A 22,091-nucleotide genomic window follows, 5' to 3' on the forward strand; every position below is an offset into this window, starting at 1 on the left:
GCTCCTCTCTTCAGCGTTCTACTTGCATGTATTAGGCACGCCGCCAGCGTTCGTCCTGAGCCAGGATCAAACTCTCATTAAAAGTTTGAGTTCTCACTCATTTCTGTCACTGACAGATTTATTGTTTTTTCATTGTTCAGTACTATAACCTTAGTTATAGTGCCCTGCACATTGGTTCGTCTTGTTCAGTTTTCAAAGGTCTTTGTCACTCAATCTCTCTCAAGCGACAACTATATTAGTATATCACAGCTGCTAACCTATGTCAACACTTTTTTGAAACTTTTTTCCAAGTTTTTTTAACCGCAATACACCATAGTCCGTACGGGATTCGAACCCGTGTTACCGCCGTGAAAAGGCGGTGTCTTAACCCCTTGACCAACGGACCTTGAGCTTTTCAACTCTTTCTATTATACCTACTTTTTTACCTTTGTCAAGATCTTTTTTCCTCTTTATCGAAATTCTGAAAAGATAAGGGAAAAGAGCCAGTTAAACTGACTCCTTTTATTTATCTTGCCAATTAGTCGCACGTTCCTCTCCCCACCAGTATGGGATCAACTCGGCAACTTTGATTGTTTTTCTTGTTTCGTAGTCCATCATGAACTCTGCTTCTTTATTCTCAGCATTCAATTCTAAGAGAAATTCTCTGCAAGCGCCACAGGGCATACCTGACCCTTCGCCGTAGGGAGGTTTATCTCGAAAGGCGAGGATTTTTTTAACTTTAGTTTGTCCTGAAAATTGATACATATTGAAGAGAGCTGCTCGCTCTGCACAGAGATGAAAAACACCACAAGTGCCCTCCATACAAAATCCTGTGAAGATCTGTCCATCTTCTGCTTCTACCGCAGCAACAACATGGTTAGCATAAACAAAGTCAGAAACTTCATGGGGATTGAATAAGGTTCGTGCTTCTTCATACATTTTTTCCCATGTATCCATCGGAAGTCCTTTTTATTTAGAAATCTCTTTGAGCATATTATCAATATGCTGGATAGATTTCTCACGACCTAATAGGTAAATCGTATCTGGAAGTTCTGGTCCATGCATTTCACCTGATACTGCAATACGAATCGGCATGAAGAGGTTTTTCCCTTTAATACCTGTTTCTTTTTGAACTGCTTTGATTTGTGGGAAGATGTTTTCTGTTACAAATTCTTCATCTGTCATTGCTTCTAGCTTCGCTTTGAAGGCTTCTAGAACAACAGGAACGGTTTCTCCTGCCATGACCTCGCGCTCAGCGTCTGTCAGCTCTGGGAAATCTGAGAAGAAAAGATCTGTCAATGGAACGATTTCATCCACTGACTTCATTTGTGGTTTGTAGAGTTCTACCATTTTTTCAGACTTGTCAGTCAAACGCCCTGCTTCTTCTAGGAATGGTTTTGCCATTTCAAAGATAGTAGCAAGATCAGCTCTCTTGATGTAGTCGTTGCTCATCCAGTCTAGTTTCTTCTGATCAAAGGCAGCTGGTGACTTGCTGAGGCGGTTTTCGTCAAAGAGCTTAATGAGTTCTTCACGAGAGAAGATTTCGTCTTCCCCACCAGGGTTCCAGCCAAGAAGGGCAATAAAGTTAAAGACAGCTTCTGGCAAATAGCCTTTTTTACGGTAGTCTTCGATAAACTGAAGGGTGTTAGTGTCCCGTTTAGACAATTTTTTACCCGTTTCAGAGTTGATGATCAAAGTCATGTGACCGAACTCTGGCGCTTCCCAACCAAGCGCTTCATAGACCATGAGCTGTTTGGGTGTGTTGGCAATGTGGTCATCTCCACGGATAACATGAGAAATTTGCATATCATGGTCATCGATGACTACGGCAAAGTTGTAAGTTGGGTAGCCATCTTTCTTTTGAATCACCCAGTCACCGCCGATATTGCCACCTTCAAACTCGATATCACCTTTGACCATATCATGCCATTTGTAGATACCAGACTCATTGACAGCCAAACGAACAGTTGGGATGATACCAGCCGCTTCACGTTCTGCGATGTAAGCTGCTTTTTCCTCTTCACTCATGCCAAGATATTCATTGATGTAACGTGGTGTTTCGCCAGCTGCTTCTTGGCGTTCGCGCTCAGCCGCCAACTCCTCTTCTGTAACGTAAGATTTGTAGGCTTTTCCTTCGGCTAGCAATTGGTCGATGTATTTTTGATAGAGTTCCAAACGCTCTGATTGGCGATAGTTTTCATGAGTTTCTGGACTTTCATCCCAATCCATGCCTAACCAGCGAAGATTTTCAAGCTGTGAGCGTTCTCCATCCTCAACATGGCGTTTACGGTCTGTATCTTCGATACGAATGATAAAAGTTCCACCATGATGGCGTGCGTAAAGGTAGTTAAACAATGCTGTACGGGCATTTCCGATGTGTAGTAGTCCTGTTGGACTTGGTGCGTAGCGTACGCGGATATCTTTTGACATAGTTTCTCCTATAAAGTCTCTAGGCGTCTGCCTTTTTACTTTCTATATTATATCACAAGTCTCGCCTGAGTCCAATGTCTACGAATAAAGAGAGTAAAAAAGAGTGGACAAGCCACTCTTTTCTTCTATTATAGACGTGCGTTAAGCTCTTTGCTCAATTCTTCAAATCCTGGTTTTCCAAGAAGGGCAAACATGTTACGTTTGTAGGCTTCAACACCTGGTTGGTCAAATGGGTTGATAGCATTCAAGTAACCTGAAAGGGCGATGGCCAATTCGAAGAAGTAGATAGTGTAACCAAGAGTGAAGGCGTCTTGCTCAGGAAGAGTCACGTACATGTTTGGCACGTCACCATCAGTGTGGGCAAGAAGAACACCGTCAGTTGCTTTTTTGTTTACAAAGTCAACGTCTTTTCCTTGAAGGTAACCAAGTCCGTCAAGGTCTTCTTCCAAAGTAGGGATGATCACGTTCTTACGAGGTTTGTCAACGCGGACAACTGTTTCAAACATGATACGAGTTCCTTCTTGGATAAATTGACCCAATGAGTGCAAGTCAGTTGAGAAGTTTGCTGAAGTTGGGTAGATCCCTTTTTGGTCTTTCCCTTCTGACTCACCAGCCAATTGTTTCCACCATTCTGAGAAGTATTGAAGTGATGGCTCGTAGTTTACCAAGATTTCAGTAGCGTAGCCTTTACGGTAAAGGATGTTACGAACGGCTGCGTATTGGTAAGCTTCGTTTTCTGAAAGTTTGTCTGAAGTGTAGTCTTTACGAGCTGCGTTAGCACCTTCCATAAGGGCTTTGATGTCAGCTCCTGATGCAGCGATTGGAAGCAAACCAACTGCGGTCAAGACTGAGAAACGTCCACCGATGTCGTCTGGAACCACAAATGTTTCCCAACCGTTGGCATCTGCTTCAACCTTAACAGCACCTTTTTGGCGGTCAGTTGTAGCGTAGATACGTTTGTTAGCTTCTTCTTGACCGTATTTCTTAACCAAGAGTTCTTTGAAGACGCGGAAAGCGATAGCTGGTTCTGTTGTTGTACCTGATTTAGAAATCACGTTTACTGAGAAGTCTTTGTCAGCTACGTACTCTACCAAGTCAGCAAGGTAAGTAGATGAGATTGAGTTCCCAGCGTAAAGGATTTGTGGCGCTTTGCGTTCTTCTTTTGTTTGCAAGTTCGCAAAGTGGTGGTTCAAGAAGTCAATGGCTGCTTTGGCACCAAGGTAAGATCCACCGATACCGATTACAACCAAAACATCGCTATCTGACTTGATTTGCTCAGCAGCTTTCAAGATGCGGTCGAATTCTTCGCGGTCGTAGTTTTCAGGTAGGTCCAACCAACCCAAAAAGTCGCTACCAGCACCAGTTCCTTTACGAATCAATTCGTCTGCAGCTGTTACTTGTGCTTGCATGTATTCCACTTCATGTGGGGCAACAAATTTGTCTAAAACTTTTGAATAATCAAATTTAATATGTGACATGATAATCCTCCAAAATTTCTTCTTTTCTATCATAACGCTTACCTTCGATTTTTTCAAGCTTTTTTATTGAATTTGCCCAATTTTTATCAGAATTCAAACGTTTGCGTAAATTTGCTAAAATATAAAAAATCTGAAAGGGCGAATAAAAACGGCTAGAGATTCTAACCGTTACAATTCATTTAATAAATACTCAAATAATTCTAAATTGCCGTCTTCTTCATTGACCAGAAACTCTGGATGCCACTGCAAACCGATGATACGGTGCTCATCGATAGACTCAATTGCTTCGATAGTCTGGTCTCTTGGATCAATAGCAGTTACACGGAAATTAGGCGCCAGATTTTTAATACTTTGACGATGGACTGAGTTGACCCGACTTTCTTTTCCAAACAACTTAGCCACCACGCTTCCTTCTACTGTCTCAATAGAATGAGATGTCCCAAAAGGCAGGCCTTGCCAGTGACCTTCAATTTCTTGGTGAAGAGTGCCGCCAAAAGCAACATTGACCAGCTGAACACCGCGGCAGATTGCCAAAATGGGCTTATTCTGATGGAGTGCTTCTCTCAAGAGTGCCAATTCAAACTCATCGCGTACAAGGTTGTAATCATCGCTCTCAATGGTCTTTTTCTCCCCATAAAACTGAGGATGGACGTTTTGCCCACCTGTCAAGATGAGTTTGTCAATCATTTCTACATAATCGCGAACAATGGACTCATCCCCTACAGGAATTACTAAAGGAAGACCACCGACTTGACGAATGCTCTCTGCAAATTTACAGGATACAGATGAGTGGATGTTTTTCCCTTCTGCATCTACAGGACATAGGTTCGCAGCAACTCCTACAACCGTTCTAGCCATGATGTGTCTCCTTTCGATTTTCTTGCGACAGTCTTATCTTATCACTCCAACCCTTTCCTGTCTAATATGTTTTTTTAAAGACCGTGATAAGTATTTTTTATGGATAAGAAAAAGCTGCCCAAGAGGACAACTTTTCTATTCGAAGACAAATTGATTGTGATACAGTTCTGAGTAGAAACCGCCGAGCTTGAGCAACTCGTGATGATTTCCACGTTCAATAACCTCTCCATCTTTAAGGACAATAATCTGATCGGCATTGAGGATGGTCTTCAAACGATGGGCAATGACAAAACTGGTTCGTCCTGCTACAACTGCCTCCATGGCATGTTGAATCTTGCTTTCTGTTACGGTATCCACATTGGAAGTCGCTTCATCTAGGATTAGGACTTGAGGATCAGTCATCAAGGTCCGAGCGATGGAAATCAATTGTTTCTGCCCAGTCGAGAAGATATTTTGCTCATCATCAATAAGGGTATCATACTTATCAGGCAAGCTTTCGATATAGTCATGAATATGAGTTGCCTTGGCAGCTGCTTCGACCATTTCCTGACTGGCATCTGGCACACCAAAGCGGATATTGTCTCGGATCGTTCCACTAAACAAGACCGAATCCTGCAAGACAATCCCGACCTTGCTCCGCAGGCTGTCCAAGTCGTAGTCACGAATGTCTTTGCCATCAAAAGAAATGCTACCTGCATCCACATCGTAGAAACGATTGATGAGGTTCATGATGGTTGTTTTCCCCGAACCAGTCGGGCCTACAACTGCTATCATCTGCCCCTTAGGAGCTGAAATGCTGACATCTTTTAAAATCGGCTTGTCTGGCACATAAGAAAAATCAATGTGACTGATTTCAACACCTTCTCGCAATTCCGTAAAGGCAGGTGCATTTTGCGGACGAATCTCTTCTTCTGCATCGAACATTTCTTGGATACGATCCGCTCCAGTAAAGGCCAACTGGAGACTCCCCCAACTCGCAGCCACCTGGATAATTGGCTGGTAGTACTGCTGAGAAAATTGGGTAAACATGACAATCAAACCTAGGGCTGTTGTTGTTTCGATACTTGGATCGTTCAGCAGGACCGCAGAACCTGCAAAAATAACGATGGCTGTATTGACCAGGCTCATCCCATTCATAACAGGAAAGAGGATGCCTGAGAACATTCTCCCTTTAAAGGTTGCCTTGCGCACGCGCTCATTTTGCTCCACAAAGCCTGCTACGATGTCGTCTTGAATTCCTTGTACGATAACAGCTTTCTGTCCAGAAATACTCTCGTCCATGTAGGCGTTGAGTTTCCCAACCTCTTTTTGCTGGAGATTGGTGTACTTGCGGGCCATTTTCACGATGAAAACCAACATGAGAAAGGCTACTGGAGTGCTGGCTACTGTTATCAGGGCTAGTGTCACATTTCTTGAAAACATGACAAAGATCAAACCTATGTAAAGAGCAATATTGCTCATAACCTGAACTAGACTTTCATTGAAGGCCTGAAGGATGTTATCTAAGTCACTCGTGAAGCGAGAAAGGATGTCCCCATCCTGATGGCGGTCAAAGAAAGAAACCGTCAAACGAGAAAGTTTGCCAAAGAGACCCTTACGCATCTCATTTGTTGACTCAGCAATCACACGGGTCATCAAGGTCATGTAAATCAAACTGGATACCACTAAGGCGAGGACAACCAGAGCTAGATTCAGCATCAGAGCTGACAAACTCTGCCAGGCTAGTTCGGAAGTCCCATTTTGATAAGCCAGAACTAGGTTAGCGAGCTCTGTGACTGCTTGACCTGAAAAAACTGGAAAGAGGGCTTGGGCAATCGTCGCAACTGCAACCATTAGAATCACAATGACAAAGGAGAACTTGTAAACTTTAAAATAATTCCAGAAAAATCGAACGGTTTTCATTTTATTCCTCCTTTCCCTTTTGTGTTTCGTAGATTTCGCGGTAGACGGCATTGTCAGCTACCAAGTCCGCATGCCTTCCTTCTCCAATCAAGCGTCCTTGATCCAAGACCAAAATCTTATCCGCATGGACGACTGAACTGATCTTTTGAGCGATGATAATCGTGGTCGTCCCTTTCAGGTCTTTATTCAAAGCTTCCTGCACGAGTCTCTCTGACTTAGCATCCAAGGCTGAAGTCGAATCATCAAAAATCAGGATACGGGGATTGCTGACAATCCCACGGGCAATGGACATCCGTTGTTTTTGTCCACCAGAAAAATTGGTGCCTCGTTCTTCGACCTGACTCTCAAATTTGTTTTCCATGCGTCCGATAAATTCACTGGCTTGGGCAATCCGTGCTGCACGTTCCATTTCTGACACGCTGGCATTGCCTTTCCCTTGACGAAGATTATCTGCAATGGTCCCGCTAAAGAGAATAGCACGTTGCAAGACGATGGAAACTGTTTTACGCAAGGTTCCCTCGCTGACGTCTCGAATATCCTTGCCTCCAATCTTGATAGATCCCTCCTGTGGATCAAAAAGTCGTGGAATTAACTGAGCTAGAGTGGACTTCCCTGCTCCAGTCGCTCCAACCACACCTACCATCTGACCAGGCGCAACATCAAAGGTTACATTCTTCAGCATAGGCTCATCGTCATTAGGATAGGTGAAGGTCACATTTTCAAAAGAGAGACTTCCTTCTAACTCTTCGTCTGGGAGATTTTTAAAGGTCATCGCTGGCTCGGTATCTAGAATTTCGCGGATACGACGCAAGGAAATCATGGCACGACTGACAGAATTTCCTAAAAATCCAACCATGATGATGGTAAAGATAATCTGGCTGAGATAGTTGATAAAGGAAGCAATCGAGCCCACTACAGACGGATCTGACTGAGCCATTCCAGCCACCAACCAGATAGAGAGGAAGACCGCTCCATAGCCGACTAACATCATAACGGGTTCTATAACTGAGAAGGCATAACCGATATAAAGATTTTGGCCGAGAAGTTCATCAGAGACTTCGGTAAATTTGTCAAATTGTGCTTTTTCTTGTACAAAGGATTTGACTACGCGCACACCACGTAGATTTTCCTTAGCGATAGCATTGATCCGTTCAAGAAGGGTTTGAAACTTAGCAAATCGTGGCCCCATCATTCCCATCATGATGGCAGTTAGTGCAAAGATTAGGAGCACCATGAGAACAATCACCCACCAAAGCGACGGAAGAGTGTGAACCGCCAAGATAAAGGAACCGATAAAGAGAAGAGGGAGACGGAAGAGAATTTGAAAAGCCATCATCACCACGTTCTGAATTTGGTTGATATCATTGGTCATTCGGACGACAAGGTTGCCGGCATTAAACTGCTCGATATTGGCATAAGAAAAGGTCTGGATCTTGCGAAAAGCGTCTTCACGAAGGTCCGAAGACACTCCTTGAGCAATATAGGCTGCAAGCGTTACATTGACCCCACCTGCAACCAGACCAACTAGGGCTACCCCTATCAACCAAGCGCCAATACTATAAATAGCCTCATTTTGACCGGCCAACAAAGCCTCTAACACCTCTTGCAAATAGCGCGGTTGCAAGAGCGAGCTCGCAACCATCAAACCTGTCATCATTAAGGATGCCAAGGCCTGCCATTTATAGGTTTTTATTTTTTTAATGAGCATATTTCCTCCTAATAAAATAGATAAAGGGAGCGACATCCTGCGTCAGCTCCTTCTCATTCGTTCATATTGATGCTATTCTAGCAAAAAAGAGGCATCTTGTCAAAGAAGTCTCCTTATTATAAATTAGTGCGCTTTCACCTACAGGTGATGCATGAAAAGGCTTTTTATGGTAAAATGAAAGGAAGAACTCTTACAAGGAGGAAAAGATGAAGAAACAAACCATCGCTGTCTTGGGTCCTGGTTCTTGGGGAACTGCCCTTTCGCAGGTCCTAAACGACAATGGACACGAGGTTCGAATTTGGGGAAATATTTCTGACCAAATTGATGAAATCAATAACCAACATACAAACAAACGCTATTTCAAAGATATCCTATTCGACGAAAAAATCAAAGCCTATCATGATTTAGAAGAAACACTAAAGGATGTGGATGCTGTTTTATTTGTAGTCCCAACAAAAGTAACGAGACTGGTTGCCCAACAAGTAGCAAAGGTGCTCGATCACAATGTTGTCATCATGCATGCCTCCAAAGGATTGGAACCAGATAGCCACAAACGCCTATCGACTATTCTTGAAGAGGAAATTCCAGCTGACCTTCGTAGTGAAGTCGTCGTTGTTTCAGGACCTAGCCACGCTGAGGAAACGATTGTGCGGGATATTACCTTGATCACTGCAGCCTCTAAAGACCTTGAAACGGCCCAGTACGTCCAAAATCTCTTTAGCAATCACTACTTCCGTCTCTATACTAATACGGATGTTATCGGAGTTGAAACCGCTGGTGCTCTCAAAAACATCATCGCAGTTGGCGCTGGGGCATTACATGGTCTAGGGTTTGGCGACAATGCCAAGGCAGCTATCATTGCCCGTGGCTTGGCAGAAATCACCCGTCTAGGAGTCGCTCTTGGGGCCAATCCTCTGACTTATAGCGGTCTTTCTGGAGTTGGAGATTTGATTGTAACGGGGACATCTGTCCACTCTCGTAACTGGAGGGCCGGTGATGCTCTCGGTCGTGGAGAATCCCTCGCAGACATCGAAGCAAACATGGGTATGGTCATCGAAGGCATCTCAACAACTCGAGCAGCTTACGAGCTGGCTCAGGAATTGGATGTCTACATGCCAATCACACAGGCTATTTACCGAGTTATCTACGAAGGTGTCAATATCAAAGAAGCAATCACTGACATCATGAGCAATGAATTTAAAGCAGAAAACGAATGGTCGTAGACCCTTATAGAAAGGAACATCATGAAACAAAAAGTCAGAAAAGCAGTCATCCCTGCCGCTGGATTGGGAACTCGTTTCCTCCCAGCAACTAAGGCCTTGGCCAAGGAAATGTTGCCAATCGTAGACAAGCCAACTATCCAGTTTATCGTTGAAGAAGCCCTCAAGTCTGGAATCGAAGACATCTTGGTTGTTACGGGTAAGTCAAAACGTTCTATCGAGGACCATTTTGATTCAAACTTTGAATTGGAATATAACCTTAAAGAAAAAGGGAAAACAGATCTTTTGAAGCTGGTTGATGAGACAACCGGCATGCGCCTGCATTTTATCCGCCAAACGCATCCACGTGGTCTCGGAGATGCTGTCTTGCAAGCCAAAGCTTTCGTTGGAAATGAACCTTTTGTCGTTATGCTTGGTGATGACTTGATGGATATCACGGACGAAAAGGCTGTTCCGCTCACCAAACAACTCATGGATGACTACGAACGTACCCACGCGTCCACTATCGCTGTTATGCCTGTCCCTCACGACGAAGTATCTGCCTATGGGGTTATTGCTCCGCAAGGCGAAGGAAAAGACGGCCTTTACAGCGTTGAAACCTTCGTTGAAAAACCTGCTCCAGAGGATGCTCCTAGCGACCTTGCTATTATTGGACGCTACCTCCTCACTCCTGAAATTTTCCAAATCCTCGAAAATCAAGCTCCAGGTGCAGGAAATGAAATTCAGCTGACAGATGCAATCGATACTCTCAATAAAACACAACGTGTATTTGCTCGTGAGTTCAAAGGGGCTCGTTACGATGTCGGGGACAAGTTTGGCTTTATGAAAACCTCCATCGACTACGCTCTCAAACACCCACAAGTCAAAGACGACTTGAAAGACTACCTCATCCAACTTGGGAAAGAGTTAGCTGAGGGGAAATAGAAGAAAAACAAATCTCTTAAAGATGTCAAAAGGTAGCTAATTAAAGCTACCTTTTTTCGTATGAGGCTATAGTCATATATTTTATTCTGTAGGCGAGTTTAGCAAAATTTCTGAAATTAAAATACCATTTTCGTCATTTTCTCGCATGATATTAATTAAAGACTTATCAAACGTTACTACATTACTCGAAGCATCTATATTGTATAGGTTCTTATATTTTTCAAATAAGATATTAGATAGAGTATTGCTAATTCCGCAATTCAATAGTGCAATTTTCTCATTATTGCTAGTTCCGTATTTTATTTTTAGATATAATTCGTTATCTATCAACCCAAGCGTATTAAGTATTTCAATATATTTTATTATTTCGTTATCAATAAAATCATACTCCTCCTTGAGTCTAACAATTGCCAAATTTATTTTTTCAGATTGGGTCTTATTTGAAATATTAGTCCAATATTCTCTATGACTGTTAGGACCACGTGTTGTATCTCCCCACTTTCCAACATATACATACTCAGCTTCATAGCCTGTCAATGTATTCCAATAACCAACGATTTGAGTTATCATATTTTTTGTCGTCATTCCTTGCATTCTCCAATTTATCAGCATCATATAAAAATTCTGAGCAGCTATTTCTCGTAAACGTTTCAGGTTATTATAGGATCCTTCTTCCTCATCAATATGAGAAAAGAATAGAAAGTTCATCATATTAAAGGTGTTTTCTAGAGTTTGAGCCTCTTCTAACTCCCTTAATTTTCCATCAATAATCTCTTCTACGTCAAAAACGTTAAAGATTCTCACATTATTTTGAAAGCAAAGCTTACCTACCAGCGTTTTAGGTGTTCTTATTTTTTTGTTAACAACAATATCATCATCAGAAAAGTTGTCTAGCATTATTTCTGCTTGATTTACGATATCAGAATCGAGTTGTTTATGGTTTTCTAATAACGGATTTGAGACTTCGTCTTTGATTTTATCTTGATCACCTGCAAAAACATTTTTATTTTTAAAAAAATTTAATGCATTAAAATCTTTTCGACAATATTTACCTTTAATAATATGTATCTCTGGGAGCAAATACTCCAAGCTACCATCATTAGGATTGAAAATCTCTCCAAAACGACAAATTCTACCAATTAAGTTCTTGAAATCTGAGGAAGACAAGTAACTACTACCTCTATTAGGATCTAAGATAAACATCTTTGTTGCAGGGATATTAACACCTTCAAGTAGCGTTGAGTTAGCAATTAGCATTTTTAATTCAGAATACTCTGAGTATAATGTTTCTATATAGTATCTAACAGATTCTGGCACGGATCCATGATGGTATATTACACCTCGCTCTAATGAAGATGCTAGGCTATAATCCTCATGTATGAAATTTCTTAAATCTAACACCGCCTTTTTGATTCGTTCTGACGATGTAACTTCTAATAAATTTGCTAACTCTTTAGCAAATTGCTCAATTTTTTTAGGACTATTTATATATATTATATTCTTTCTATCTGCATGAAAAATTACAATTCCTGCGTCTGAAGAAGCATCTAAACTCCCTAAGGAAATGAGCTTTTGTTTAGCGCCAGAATATTGGTCTAGCATTTCCTTAGTACCTTTGATTATATCATGAAAATAAAATACTTCAGACTTCATAAACTCTGAAACTGTAAACCATTCTAGCGATTCTGAGACATGCTTTAATACAATACTTTCCTTTGATTGTAAGAAAGGAGTCAGATACCTACAAGAGAGATTTTCGTTCCGTCTATAACATATTACTATAACAGAAGCGAGTAACACGCTACGATTATTATCTTTAGAAAATCTATCAAGCAAATTATGAGCTTCGTCGACTATCAAAATATCAAAGCTGAGTTCAGGATTTTCTTGCAATAACCTCAGTAACCTCTCTTGAGTTAAGACAGCTATAATTCTTTCACTATCTTCAGAATACATTTCTGGCCGGGTGATTATTTTTTGGTTTCCAATATGGTTAAGAATACGTTTTTTAGTTTGAGCAAGTAGCGATTTAGTTGGAGTTATTACGCAAACATTCTTATCCAGATTAGTATCTAAAAATGATAAGATTAGTTCCGTTTTCCCGTACGAAGTAGGAGCAACAACGATATAGGATTTGTTTTCTGTTGCAATTACATTGTTATACAGAAGAGTTTGACCTATCGTTTTATATTGACTCCCCTGTCTAAAATCTTTGTTAGTAGCCTCATTCATTACAGTCTGAAGATTTCCAAACCTCTCACCATATTTTAAATTATCATCAATAAACTGAGCAATTGGAATAAATCCCTTGTTTAAGCTCAGTTCATATAATGGTTTATAATCTCCTGTATTTTTACTGTACAAAAGAAAGATTCTATATCCTAATTTTTGTATAGATTCGTCTTCTAAGCATACGAAATATGCCCCCAATGATAGTAGCACTTCAAGCTCCTTAGAACTCATACTCTTAGGTTTAGATACAAACTTCCAATATAGGGATTTAAATTCTGTATTATATAATCTTTTCAATGTGAGTATTTTCATAAGAGTCTCCTTATGTATGTAAAGTGTTTAAAAAGTCAACGACTGCTTGGAAAGTTTCTTTCTGGATTGCAATGATCTGCAATTTAGAGAATCTACTTTGAGTATTTATTCTCTGATAAATAGACTTAATTCTTCGAAGTTCTATTGTCGTATTAAACCCACAGAAAACAATCCCTCCTAATAGAACGTTTTTATCATTACTGACGTTCGTGTTACCCAAAGTTTCAAGAATATTTATAACTGTTTTCTTCTCATCAGTATAGTCAACACTTGACCGAACGGAGTTTATGGCATTTAACCATAGCTGTGCATTGTCTCTATTAAGTCTACCAACTAAATCCCTGTTTGCCATGTTTATTCTTTCTGAAACTTTTGAATTAGCATCAAGCATTGTTCCTAGTTCCCCAGCCTTAGACTCTATTATCCAAATGTCATTGTTTGAATCAACAGCAATAATATCAAAGCCCTTCTTCACATTTCGCTCTTCGAGATTAAAGAAAGGAGAAATAACTTCAAAATTTCCCAAAGCTCTTATTATCACATTTAAGATTAGTTCTCCTATAGCACCAACTCTTTTATCTTGTTCATTAGAAAGTCTATAATTTACTAGCTCAGCAATTGTCCGCTCGAAAGTATGATACACGGACGCCGAACTTAAAGCATATTCTCCGTGACAAATTACTATTAATTCATTTTTTATTTTTTCTTTCAACTCATCCGATAGATATCGTATCTCAATTATTTTGTAATCAATAGAGTCATTAACTGTCACTCCGTCTAATAATTGTAGCATCATAATTAACTCCTCATTTTATCATATTATTTAAATTATTATATCACGATTGATTCTGTTGTGGTAGTTTTGACGATAGGCTAGGATATAATCAATACACAAAAAGCTACTCATTCTTTGAGTAGCTTTTTAACTATCCCCCTACACATAGCTCATTCCCTTATAGAAAAGGAAAACGGCTAGTGCAATAAAAAGTAGGGTTGCTCCAATTCGCTGGCTGGTACTATACATCTTTCTATCCCATTTGACTGGAAAAATGACTGCTAGAAAGGCACCGCCTATTGCACCACCAATATGCCCCGCTAGGCTGATTCCTGGAATCAGAACACTTCCAATGATATTTATCACAAAAAGCGTCAGGTAGGATTGCCCCAACTGCTGGATATAGGGGTTGCGAGTTGCGTAGCGCAAAACGATAATCGCAGCAAATAACCCATAGAGAGAAGTGGAGGCCCCTGCTGCTAGGACTTTCGGTGTGAAAGCAAAAACAAAGAGATTGCCCATCATTCCTGATAAGAGATAGAGAAAAAAGAACTGCTTGGAGCCGAAAATCTCCTCCACCTGTCGTCCAAGAAAGTAGAGCGAAATCATATTGACAATGAAATGTTCCCAACCTATATGCACAAATATAGCCGAAAAAAGGCGCCAGATCTGCTCTGGGAACAGGCGAATGATCGGTCCATACATGGCTCCAAACTGAAACAGAGTTTTGGCCTGATCAAAGTTGATACCCGTAGTAATCAGCATCAGTAGAAATACAAAGCCAGTCACTAGGAGGAAGAAACTAGTCACAGGATAACGTTTATCAAAGATTTCCTTCATCTATTAGCACCTCCTGGACGGGAATATCATGGTTTTCCGAGTTAAACTCCTGAACTTGACAAGGATAGATTGTACTCATGGTATGCCCAGCAAAATGTTCTAGATAGCGGTCGTAGTATCCTCCACCATATCCGATCCGATAGCCCTCTGTTGTAAAAGCCAAGCCCGGAACATGAATCAAATCAATCTGAGACGGATCCACAACTTCCAAGTCTCCTTTCGGTTCCAGTAAACCAAAGGAAGTTTTTACCAACTGCTGCGGATTATAGACCACAAAGTCCATGCGCCCCTTGGGATAGGTTTTGGGTATCAGGACCTTCTTGCCGTCCTTCAGCGCCTGCTCGATCAGTTCCTGCGTTTGAAATTCATGAGGGAAGGAGAGATAGGTTGCGATGGTCTTGGCTTCTTGGTAAAAGGGATGCTTTAAAAATCGCTCAGTTAAAGCTCGATCCATAGCCTGTTTTTGTTCCTGAGATAGAGTCTTCATTTCTTGCAAGACTTGCTTGCGTAGTTCTGCTTTCATAGACAATTCCTCTACTCTGCTGCCTTCTTTTTCAAGAAACTAGAGACCGCATCTACCCCAATGGCTAAGGCTTCTTCCTTAGGACTCATCTGAGGGTGATGAAGGGCGTAGGGACTGTCGATACCTAGCCAGAACATAACGCCGTCTACCTTCGAAAGGAGATAGCCAAAGTCCTCACCAGTCATAGCAGGCTCGATATCAATCAACTCGACTCCGTCTTTCTCTTCAAAAAAGTCCATCAGTTCACGCGCCAAGGCTGGATTGTTCTCAACAGGTAGGTAGCCTCCTTGCTTGAGTTCTACTTCGACTTCCATATCAAAGGCTGCCGCAACCCCTTCTGCGACTGTCTTGACTCTTTTTTGTACCAAGAGGCTCATTTCCTGAGTCAAGGCGCGAATGGTTCCGTGTAAAAAGGCTGTGTCTGTAATGACATTGTTGGTTGTTCCAGCTTGGAAAAGACCAAAGGTCACCACTGCTCCCTCGATGGGATTGACATTGCGGCTGACAACTGACTGTACTTGGGTTACAAAGTAACTAGCAGCCACCAAGGCATCATTGGTTTCATGCGGAAAAGCTGCGTGTCCCCCTTTTCCTTTGAAACGAATCTTCACCTCACAGGTCCCTGCAAAGAGCGTATGGGTATTGGTCGCGATCTGTCCAACCTTCAGATCCGGACGTACATGGAGGCCATAAAATTGGTCTGGCAGCCAGTCCCCAAAAGCACCATCCTCATACATGAGCATCCCACCAGCCTCATTTTCTTCAGCAGGCTGAAATAGGAAGAGCAAATTATTCTTGGGTTGCTCCTCAAGGGCGCGTTCGAGACAGCCCAAGGCAATGGTCATATGAAAATCATGGCCACAGGCATGCATGCGACCTTGGTGCCGAGAAGCAAAAGGTAGACCTGTTTGTTCGACGATAGGCAGGCCATCAATGTCTGTTCGCCAACCAATGGTTCGTTCCGGCTGACTTCCCTGCAGGTAGACCAAAATCCCTGTCCGCCAAGTACGAATCTGAACAAAATCCTTGCCCGTAGTCAATTTCTCAATCACATCCAGCAAATAAGCCTGAGTCTTGAACTCTTCCAAGCCAATCTCTGGAATCTGGTGTAAATCTCGTCTAGTCTGAATCAAATCTAACATCTATCTGTCCTCCGATATAGCAGAAAGAGGCTGGAAAAAGGGTTCCGCCTCTTTTTTACTTTTACAATTACAAGGTACGAAGCGCATCCTCTAGCGCTGTTTTTTGTTGGGTTTGGGCATCAATTTCTTTGATGATACGAGCCGGAACACCTGCTACAACAACGTTTTCTGGAACATCTTGGGTAACGATAGCTCCTGCAGCGACAACTGAACCACTACCGATTTGCACCCCTTCGATCACCACTGCATTGGCACCGATAAGAACATTGTCTCCGACACGAACTGGTTCAGCACTAGCTGGCTCAATCACACCCGCCAAAACTGCACCTGCACCAACGTGGCTGTTTTTTCCAACGATGGCACGGCCACCAAGGATGGCACCCATGTCAATCATGGTTCCAGCACCGATTTCAGCACCGATATTGATAACAGCTCCCATCATGATAACAGCATTGTCACCAATTTCAACCTGGTCACGGATAATAGCACCTGGCTCGATACGAGCGTTAATCGCACGTTTATCTAGCAAAGGAACTGCAGAATTGCGAGCATCTTGCTCAACAACATAATCTTGATTCTCTACCAAACCTTCGAGAAGCGGAGCGACGTCCTTCCAGTCCCCGAATAGGACATTCCCTAGTTTGACAACAGAGCTTGGTACAGCAGTTGCGAGTTCTCCCTCAAAGGTTACTTTGACACTGGTTTTCTTTTCAGCATTGGCGATAAATTGGATAATTTCTTGAGCGTTCATTTTTGTAGCAGTCATAGGCGCCTCCTGGTTCGTTATAATGATACCTATTCTACCAAAAAAGGCCTCAAATTTGAAGCCTCAACTATCAAATAAGCATCTTTACTGGGCTTATTTTGCTTCTTCTACAGATAAGAAAATCATCGGAACGATAATCAACACCATAGCTAAGGCCAAAAAACCATCCATGACCAATCCTAGAAAAAGAACACTTAATAATGCTGAAGAAAGAGGTTCGCTAGCACTCACCACCGATACAACCAGCGGGGAAACGAGTGACACAGCCTTCATCGATAGGAAGAAGGCAAAAGCAGTCCCAAACACGGCAATCGTCAGACAAATCAGCACACTTACCAGATCCACTTGAAAACTTATCTGATAAATAGGGTAAAGGAAATTACTAAAGAGTCCTGCCAGAATCATCCCCCAACCAACAGTCGGAACAAATCCGTAGCGCCGTGCAAAACGCTGAGGCAGGATAACATTAAACATGACCCCTACTGCACTGAGCAAACCTGTTACTAGAGCCAAAGGTGTCATGGATAACTGGGACAAGTCCCCTTTTGTAGCCATCAAAAAAACACCTAGCATGGCAATCAAAACATAGAAAACTGCTGTAGTCGAAGCCTTCTTCTGATAGATGATTCGATTGTAAAACAGGATAAAAACTGGGCTGATAAATTGCAAAATGGTCGCCGTCGTCGCATTCGAATACTCAACGCAGAGATAAAAGAAAAACTGCACAGAAAAAATACCTAGAATAGCATAGGCTAAAAAAGGTAGATAATTTTTCTTATCACGCCAGATGTCCAACAAGCGGCTACGCAACTGAAAGGCAGATAGACCTAAAACCAAACTCCCCGCCACTAGTAAACGCATAGAAGTAATCCATCCAGAAGACACTGGATAATGAGTGAAAAAATACTCTCCTAAAATCCCACAGATCCCCCAGATTAGGCCTGAGAGTAGCGAGTATAGTGTTCCCTTAACAATCTTTTTCTGATAATGATTCATACTCCTATTGTAACACGAAACCAACAAAGAAAAAAGTAGCAACAAGGAGAAATTACTAACCTTGCTGCTACTCTATCTTAGCGATTAAACAGACGTGAACGTCCTGAAGAGCCACTCTGAGTATTTCCACTCGAACTTGTTGTTCCCGAACTGCTACTTGAGCTTGGAGGAGTTACTGCAGGGATGCTTCCTAGAATATTCTTCCAAGCATTCTGATAATCTGCATCGCTTCCTCCAATAGCAAAGCGGTAGGTGGTTACTGGTGCCCCTTCTTTAGTAGCCCAGTAACTTGTTACGGTAGAACCGGAAACGTTGACTTCTTTGCCATTAATTGAAACCTTGCCCGGTTTCTCCCCTGTAGACTTGAGAACTTGTGACTTGGTCACACTTGAGTCAAGATTAAAGCGCTCATTCCCCCAAATTCCAGGTTTTGCTTGTTGAATGGCATTAACCAAGTGGGCCATATAGTTGGCATTGCGGTAGTGGCCCGCCCCTTTGGCTAGTGGGCGGTTGTCATCGTGACCTAGCCAGCCACCCAAGGTCAAGCGAGGCGTAGAAAGCATAAGCCACATATTTTCATCTTCATTGGTTGTACCAGTTTTTCCAATCCAGTCGGCACTAGCGAGGCTTGGATTGATGGTAGCCAAGTCTGTTTGGAAACTTGAGGTAATCCGAGATGAGATAACATCGCGAAGCAAGCTTTGCATGATGGTCGCTGTCGCTTTTGAGTAAACTTGGACAGGTTTATCTTTATGTTCATAAACCACTCGACCATCTGTTGATTCGATCTTCGCAATCATATGTTTCTTATGGTAAACTCCGTTGTTGGCCAAAGTCTGATATCCGTTAGTATGCTGAGCAACTGTAACGTCAATTCCTCCGCCCATCGGTAAACTCTCAATACCATATTCTGGGATTTCGTAACCCATTTTTTCCATATAGCCTTTAACATCAACACCCTTCTCTCGAAGTGTACGATAAGTCCAGTAGGCTGGGATATTCCATGAGTAGTTAAGGGCCTCCCCTAACGTCATCATCCCTGTACCAGGACTATTGACATACATGATAGGATTGCCGTTTGAAAAGTTGGTCGGATAGTTTGATAAGATACTTGCACTTCCCATCAGACCTTGGTCGATGGCAATACTGTAAGCCAATATCGGCTTAGTAGTCGAAGCAGGAGAACGTTTTGTGTCGATAGCGTGGTTATTCTGATTTTTTTGATAATTGCGACCACCGACAAACCCAAGAATAGCTCCTGTTTGGTTATCCATGAGGACATTCCCCACCTCAGGCTGGCCTGTCGAATCATCTAGCAGATAGCCGTAGGTCGCCACTGCATTTTGCATCGCAGCATGAACATTTTTATTGATAGTCGTCGTAATCTTATATCCACCATTTTCAATTTCCTTAGTCGCTAAATCACGATAAGCTTTCTGGATGGATTCATTCTTTTGCTCTTGTACAGAAACATTATCTCTCTGAATCAGATAGTCATACATCCGATCAGTAGCTTCTGCCAAGGTTGCGAAGTAGAGATAGTCACGCGAAGTACCACTGACACTACCAGATGGTAAGAAGTCTTTCTTAAAATCATAATCCTTGTACTTGTCGTAATCCTCCTGACTTAGAGACCCTGTCCGGTACATATTATAGAGGACATCTCTAGCCCGTTTGATCCCCAGAGCCAAATCCTCCTCACTCTTCATACTACCGTCAGATTCATAAGGGGAGTAACTGATTGGGCTCTGTGGCAATCCTGCAATAAAGGCTGCTTGAGGGACCGTTAAATCCGAAGCCTTAACCCCAAAGATTCCTTCTGCAGCCTGTTGGGCACCTGCAATATTTTGGCCTTTATGATTGCGACCAAAAGGAGCAATATTAAGGTAGGTTGTTAAAATCTCATCCTTACCCATAGCCCGCTCTAAAGCTAGAGCATCAATGATTTCTTTGGCCTTACGAGCTAGAGTGGGAGCATCCCCCACCACTTGCTGCTTGATAACCTGCTGAGTCAAGGTCGAACCACCACTGGATGACCCCAGACCGACAAAAGTTCCCAGGGTCGCACGAATAACGGCCTTAGGCACGACTCCCTTGTGCTCGTTGAAATTCTCGTCCTCTGTCGCAATGATAGCCTTCTTAAGATTGTCTGAGATAGCATCTGAAGCGACTGAAGTGCGCAACAAATCGCCCTCGATCGAGGCAATGGTACTGCCGTCAGAATAAGTGATTTCTGAGATAGAGGCAATATCCTTCACTTGCTTGACCAACTCTTCTGCTTGAGGTACCTGGGCCTTGTCAAATAGAGCGACTCCATAACCCATAGCCACCCCAGCACCAAACAGTCCACCGATAAAACCTAGGATAAAGAGAGTATTAAAAACTATTTTAAACCCACTCAAAACCTTAGCAAAATTAGATCCTGTCCTTCCAACTTTGTCAGAAGAGGTCCCCTTTTTACCGGTTTTCTTATTAGCCAGTTTTTCTGCTAGTCTTTTCTTCCATTTTGCAATTCGTTGCATTAGCTGCTGGAAAAAATGCAGCATTTTTGTTTTTAATTCATTAATTCTTTCTTTCATGAATGTCCTCGCTTTCTCTATTATACCATAAAAGGAAAACTTTCAATAAAATAGCCACTTTCTTCTCTATTCCACTAGGCTATTAATCAAGTTTGTGATACAATAGGTAGAAACAATATTTTATAAAGGAGAAAAGACACATGCACATTTTTGATGAGCTAAAAGAGCGTGGTTTGATTTTTCAAACGACTGATGAAGAAGCTTTGCGTAAAGCCCTAGAAGAAGGTCAAGTTTCTTATTATACTGGCTATGATCCAACTGCTGACAGCCTTCACCTAGGCCACCTTGTCGCAATCTTGACAAGTCGTCGTTTGCAACTAGCAGGTCACAAACCTTATGCGCTCGTTGGCGGTGCTACAGGTCTCATCGGAGATCCGTCCTTCAAAGATGCTGAGCGTAGTCTCCAAACAAAAGACACAGTAGAGGGCTGGGTCAAGTCTATCCAAGGACAACTTTCTCGTTTTCTTGACTTTGAAAATGGGGAAAATAAAGCTGTCATGGTCAACAACTACGACTGGTTTGGCAGCATCAGCTTCATTGACTTCCTCCGTGATGTCGGAAAATACTTCACTGTCAACTACATGATGAGCAAGGAGTCTGTAAAGAAACGGATTGAAACAGGGATTTCTTACACTGAGTTCGCTTACCAAATCATGCAAGGATATGACTTCTACATCCTTAACCAAGAGCACAACGTCACCTTACAAATCGGTGGTTCTGACCAGTGGGGAAATATGACAGCTGGTACCGAATTGCTTCGTCGTAAGGCTGATAAGACTGGTCACGTTATCACAGTGCCACTCATTACAGATGCAACTGGTAAGAAATTTGGTAAATCTGAAGGAAATGCAGTCTGGCTCAATCCTGAAAAGACTTCTCCATACGAAATGTACCAATTCTGGATGAATGTCATGGACGCTGACGCTGTTCGCTTCTTGAAAATCTTTACTTTCTTGTCACTAGATGAGATTGAAGACATCCGCAAGCAGTTTGAGGCTGCTCCTCATGAACGCTTGGCTCAAAAAGTCTTGGCTCGTGAAGTCGTGACTCTTGTCCACGGAGAAGAAGCCTACAAAGAAGCCCTCAACATCACTGAGCAACTCTTTGCTGGAAACATCAAAAACCTTTCTGTCAAAGAACTCAAACAAGGACTTCGTGGAGTGCCAAACTACCAAGTACAGGCAGACGAAAATCACAACATCGTAGAACTCCTCGTATCTTCTGGTGTGGTTAATTCAAAACGTCAAGCCCGCGAGGATGTTCAAAATGGAGCTATCTACGTCAACGGTGATCGTATCCAAGACCTTGACTATGTCTTGAATGACGCAGATAAGTTAGAGAACGAACTCACTGTTATCCGTCGTGGTAAGAAAAAATACTTTGTATTGACTTACTAAACTGTTCAACATTTATCTATAAACAAAGGA

Annotated in this window: 17 protein-coding genes, 1 tRNA gene and 1 rRNA gene; 3 read left to right on the top strand and 16 right to left on the bottom strand. The window is 42.2% G+C overall.

The window, feature by feature from the left end; all coding sequences use genetic code 11:
• The 8 genes from HMPREF1516_RS00555 to HMPREF1516_RS00595 form a co-directional block, all read right to left on the bottom strand.
• Nucleotides 1–82: ribosomal RNA gene (locus HMPREF1516_RS00555) — 16S ribosomal RNA — on the bottom strand; the annotation flags it as partial.
• Between the two features lie 231 nt (nt 83–313).
• A tRNA-Glu gene (locus HMPREF1516_RS00560) sits at nt 314–385 on the bottom strand.
• 116 nt (nt 386–501) lie between these two features.
• Nucleotides 502–936, bottom strand: coding sequence for a cytidine deaminase family protein (locus HMPREF1516_RS00565; protein ID WP_000382004.1), 435 nt, complete (start codon nt 934–936; stop codon nt 502–504).
• Between the two features lie 12 nt (nt 937–948).
• On the bottom strand, nt 949–2,409 hold the full coding sequence (gene gltX / locus HMPREF1516_RS00570) for a glutamate--tRNA ligase (protein WP_033605571.1): 1,461 nt from the start codon (nt 2,407–2,409) through the stop codon (nt 949–951).
• Between the two features lie 128 nt (nt 2,410–2,537).
• Nucleotides 2,538–3,887, bottom strand: coding sequence for a glucose-6-phosphate isomerase (locus HMPREF1516_RS00575; RefSeq protein ID WP_000018248.1), 1,350 nt, complete (start codon nt 3,885–3,887; stop codon nt 2,538–2,540).
• A 168-nt stretch (nt 3,888–4,055) separates the two neighbouring features.
• A complete protein-coding gene (locus HMPREF1516_RS00585; protein WP_000124767.1) occupies nt 4,056–4,745 on the bottom strand; it encodes a gamma-glutamyl-gamma-aminobutyrate hydrolase family protein in 690 nt (229 codons plus the stop codon).
• A 135-nt stretch (nt 4,746–4,880) separates the two neighbouring features.
• Complete coding sequence (locus HMPREF1516_RS00590) at nt 4,881–6,647, bottom strand: ABC transporter ATP-binding protein (protein ID WP_000859991.1); 1,767 nt, start codon at nt 6,645–6,647, stop codon at nt 4,881–4,883.
• A gap of 1 nt (nt 6,648) precedes the next feature.
• Complete coding sequence (locus HMPREF1516_RS00595; RefSeq protein WP_033605572.1) at nt 6,649–8,355, bottom strand: ABC transporter ATP-binding protein; 1,707 nt, start codon at nt 8,353–8,355, stop codon at nt 6,649–6,651.
• A 206-nt stretch (nt 8,356–8,561) separates the two neighbouring features.
• On the opposite strand from HMPREF1516_RS00595, the gene HMPREF1516_RS00600 reads away from it, so the two are divergent.
• Together HMPREF1516_RS00600 and galU are read left to right on the top strand one after the other, a co-directional pair.
• Nucleotides 8,562–9,578: an NAD(P)H-dependent glycerol-3-phosphate dehydrogenase gene (locus tag HMPREF1516_RS00600; protein ID WP_000745021.1), complete on the top strand. Its 1,017-nt coding sequence runs from the start codon at nt 8,562–8,564 to the stop codon at nt 9,576–9,578.
• A 21-nt stretch (nt 9,579–9,599) separates the two neighbouring features.
• On the top strand, nt 9,600–10,499 hold the full coding sequence (galU, locus tag HMPREF1516_RS00605; protein WP_033605573.1) for a UTP--glucose-1-phosphate uridylyltransferase GalU: 900 nt from the start codon (nt 9,600–9,602) through the stop codon (nt 10,497–10,499).
• A gap of 81 nt (nt 10,500–10,580) precedes the next feature.
• On the opposite strand, the gene HMPREF1516_RS00610 is transcribed toward galU, so the two are convergent.
• From HMPREF1516_RS00610 to pbp1b, 8 genes are all read right to left on the bottom strand, one after another.
• Nucleotides 10,581–13,043: a DEAD/DEAH box helicase gene (locus HMPREF1516_RS00610; protein WP_033605574.1), complete on the bottom strand. Its 2,463-nt coding sequence runs from the start codon at nt 13,041–13,043 to the stop codon at nt 10,581–10,583.
• 10 nt (nt 13,044–13,053) lie between these two features.
• Complete coding sequence (locus tag HMPREF1516_RS00615) at nt 13,054–13,839, bottom strand: Hachiman antiphage defense system protein HamA (RefSeq protein WP_223326749.1); 786 nt, start codon at nt 13,837–13,839, stop codon at nt 13,054–13,056.
• A gap of 138 nt (nt 13,840–13,977) precedes the next feature.
• A complete protein-coding gene (locus HMPREF1516_RS00620) occupies nt 13,978–14,658 on the bottom strand; it encodes a rhomboid family intramembrane serine protease (RefSeq protein WP_000658482.1) in 681 nt (226 codons plus the stop codon).
• Nucleotides 14,642–15,181 carry a 5-formyltetrahydrofolate cyclo-ligase gene (locus HMPREF1516_RS00625; RefSeq protein WP_000642766.1) on the bottom strand — a complete coding sequence of 180 codons (540 nt, stop codon included), beginning with the start codon at nt 15,179–15,181 and terminating at the stop codon, nt 14,642–14,644. Before HMPREF1516_RS00625 ends, HMPREF1516_RS00620 begins: the two co-directional genes overlap by 17 nt.
• Before the next feature lie 11 nt (nt 15,182–15,192).
• On the bottom strand, nt 15,193–16,323 hold the full coding sequence (locus HMPREF1516_RS00630) for an N-acetyldiaminopimelate deacetylase (protein ID WP_000886115.1): 1,131 nt from the start codon (nt 16,321–16,323) through the stop codon (nt 15,193–15,195).
• Nucleotides 16,324–16,390: 67 nt separating this feature from the next.
• Nucleotides 16,391–17,089 carry a 2,3,4,5-tetrahydropyridine-2,6-dicarboxylate N-acetyltransferase gene (gene dapD / locus HMPREF1516_RS00635; RefSeq protein ID WP_000127447.1) on the bottom strand — a complete coding sequence of 233 codons (699 nt, stop codon included), beginning with the start codon at nt 17,087–17,089 and terminating at the stop codon, nt 16,391–16,393.
• Between the two features lie 93 nt (nt 17,090–17,182).
• Complete coding sequence (locus HMPREF1516_RS00640; protein WP_033605575.1) at nt 17,183–18,085, bottom strand: DMT family transporter; 903 nt, start codon at nt 18,083–18,085, stop codon at nt 17,183–17,185.
• 77 nt (nt 18,086–18,162) lie between these two features.
• Nucleotides 18,163–20,664, bottom strand: coding sequence for a penicillin-binding protein PBP1B (gene pbp1b, locus HMPREF1516_RS00645; protein ID WP_033605576.1), 2,502 nt, complete (start codon nt 20,662–20,664; stop codon nt 18,163–18,165).
• 140 nt (nt 20,665–20,804) lie between these two features.
• Between pbp1b and tyrS the strand changes: the two genes are divergently transcribed.
• Complete coding sequence (gene tyrS / locus HMPREF1516_RS00650; protein WP_033605577.1) at nt 20,805–22,061, top strand: tyrosine--tRNA ligase; 1,257 nt, start codon at nt 20,805–20,807, stop codon at nt 22,059–22,061.
• Nucleotides 22,062–22,091 lie beyond the last annotated feature (30 nt).

It is taken from the genome of Streptococcus sp. CM6 (assembly GCF_000526095.1).
In the GTDB taxonomy this organism is placed as follows: domain Bacteria; phylum Bacillota; class Bacilli; order Lactobacillales; family Streptococcaceae; genus Streptococcus; species Streptococcus oralis_BW.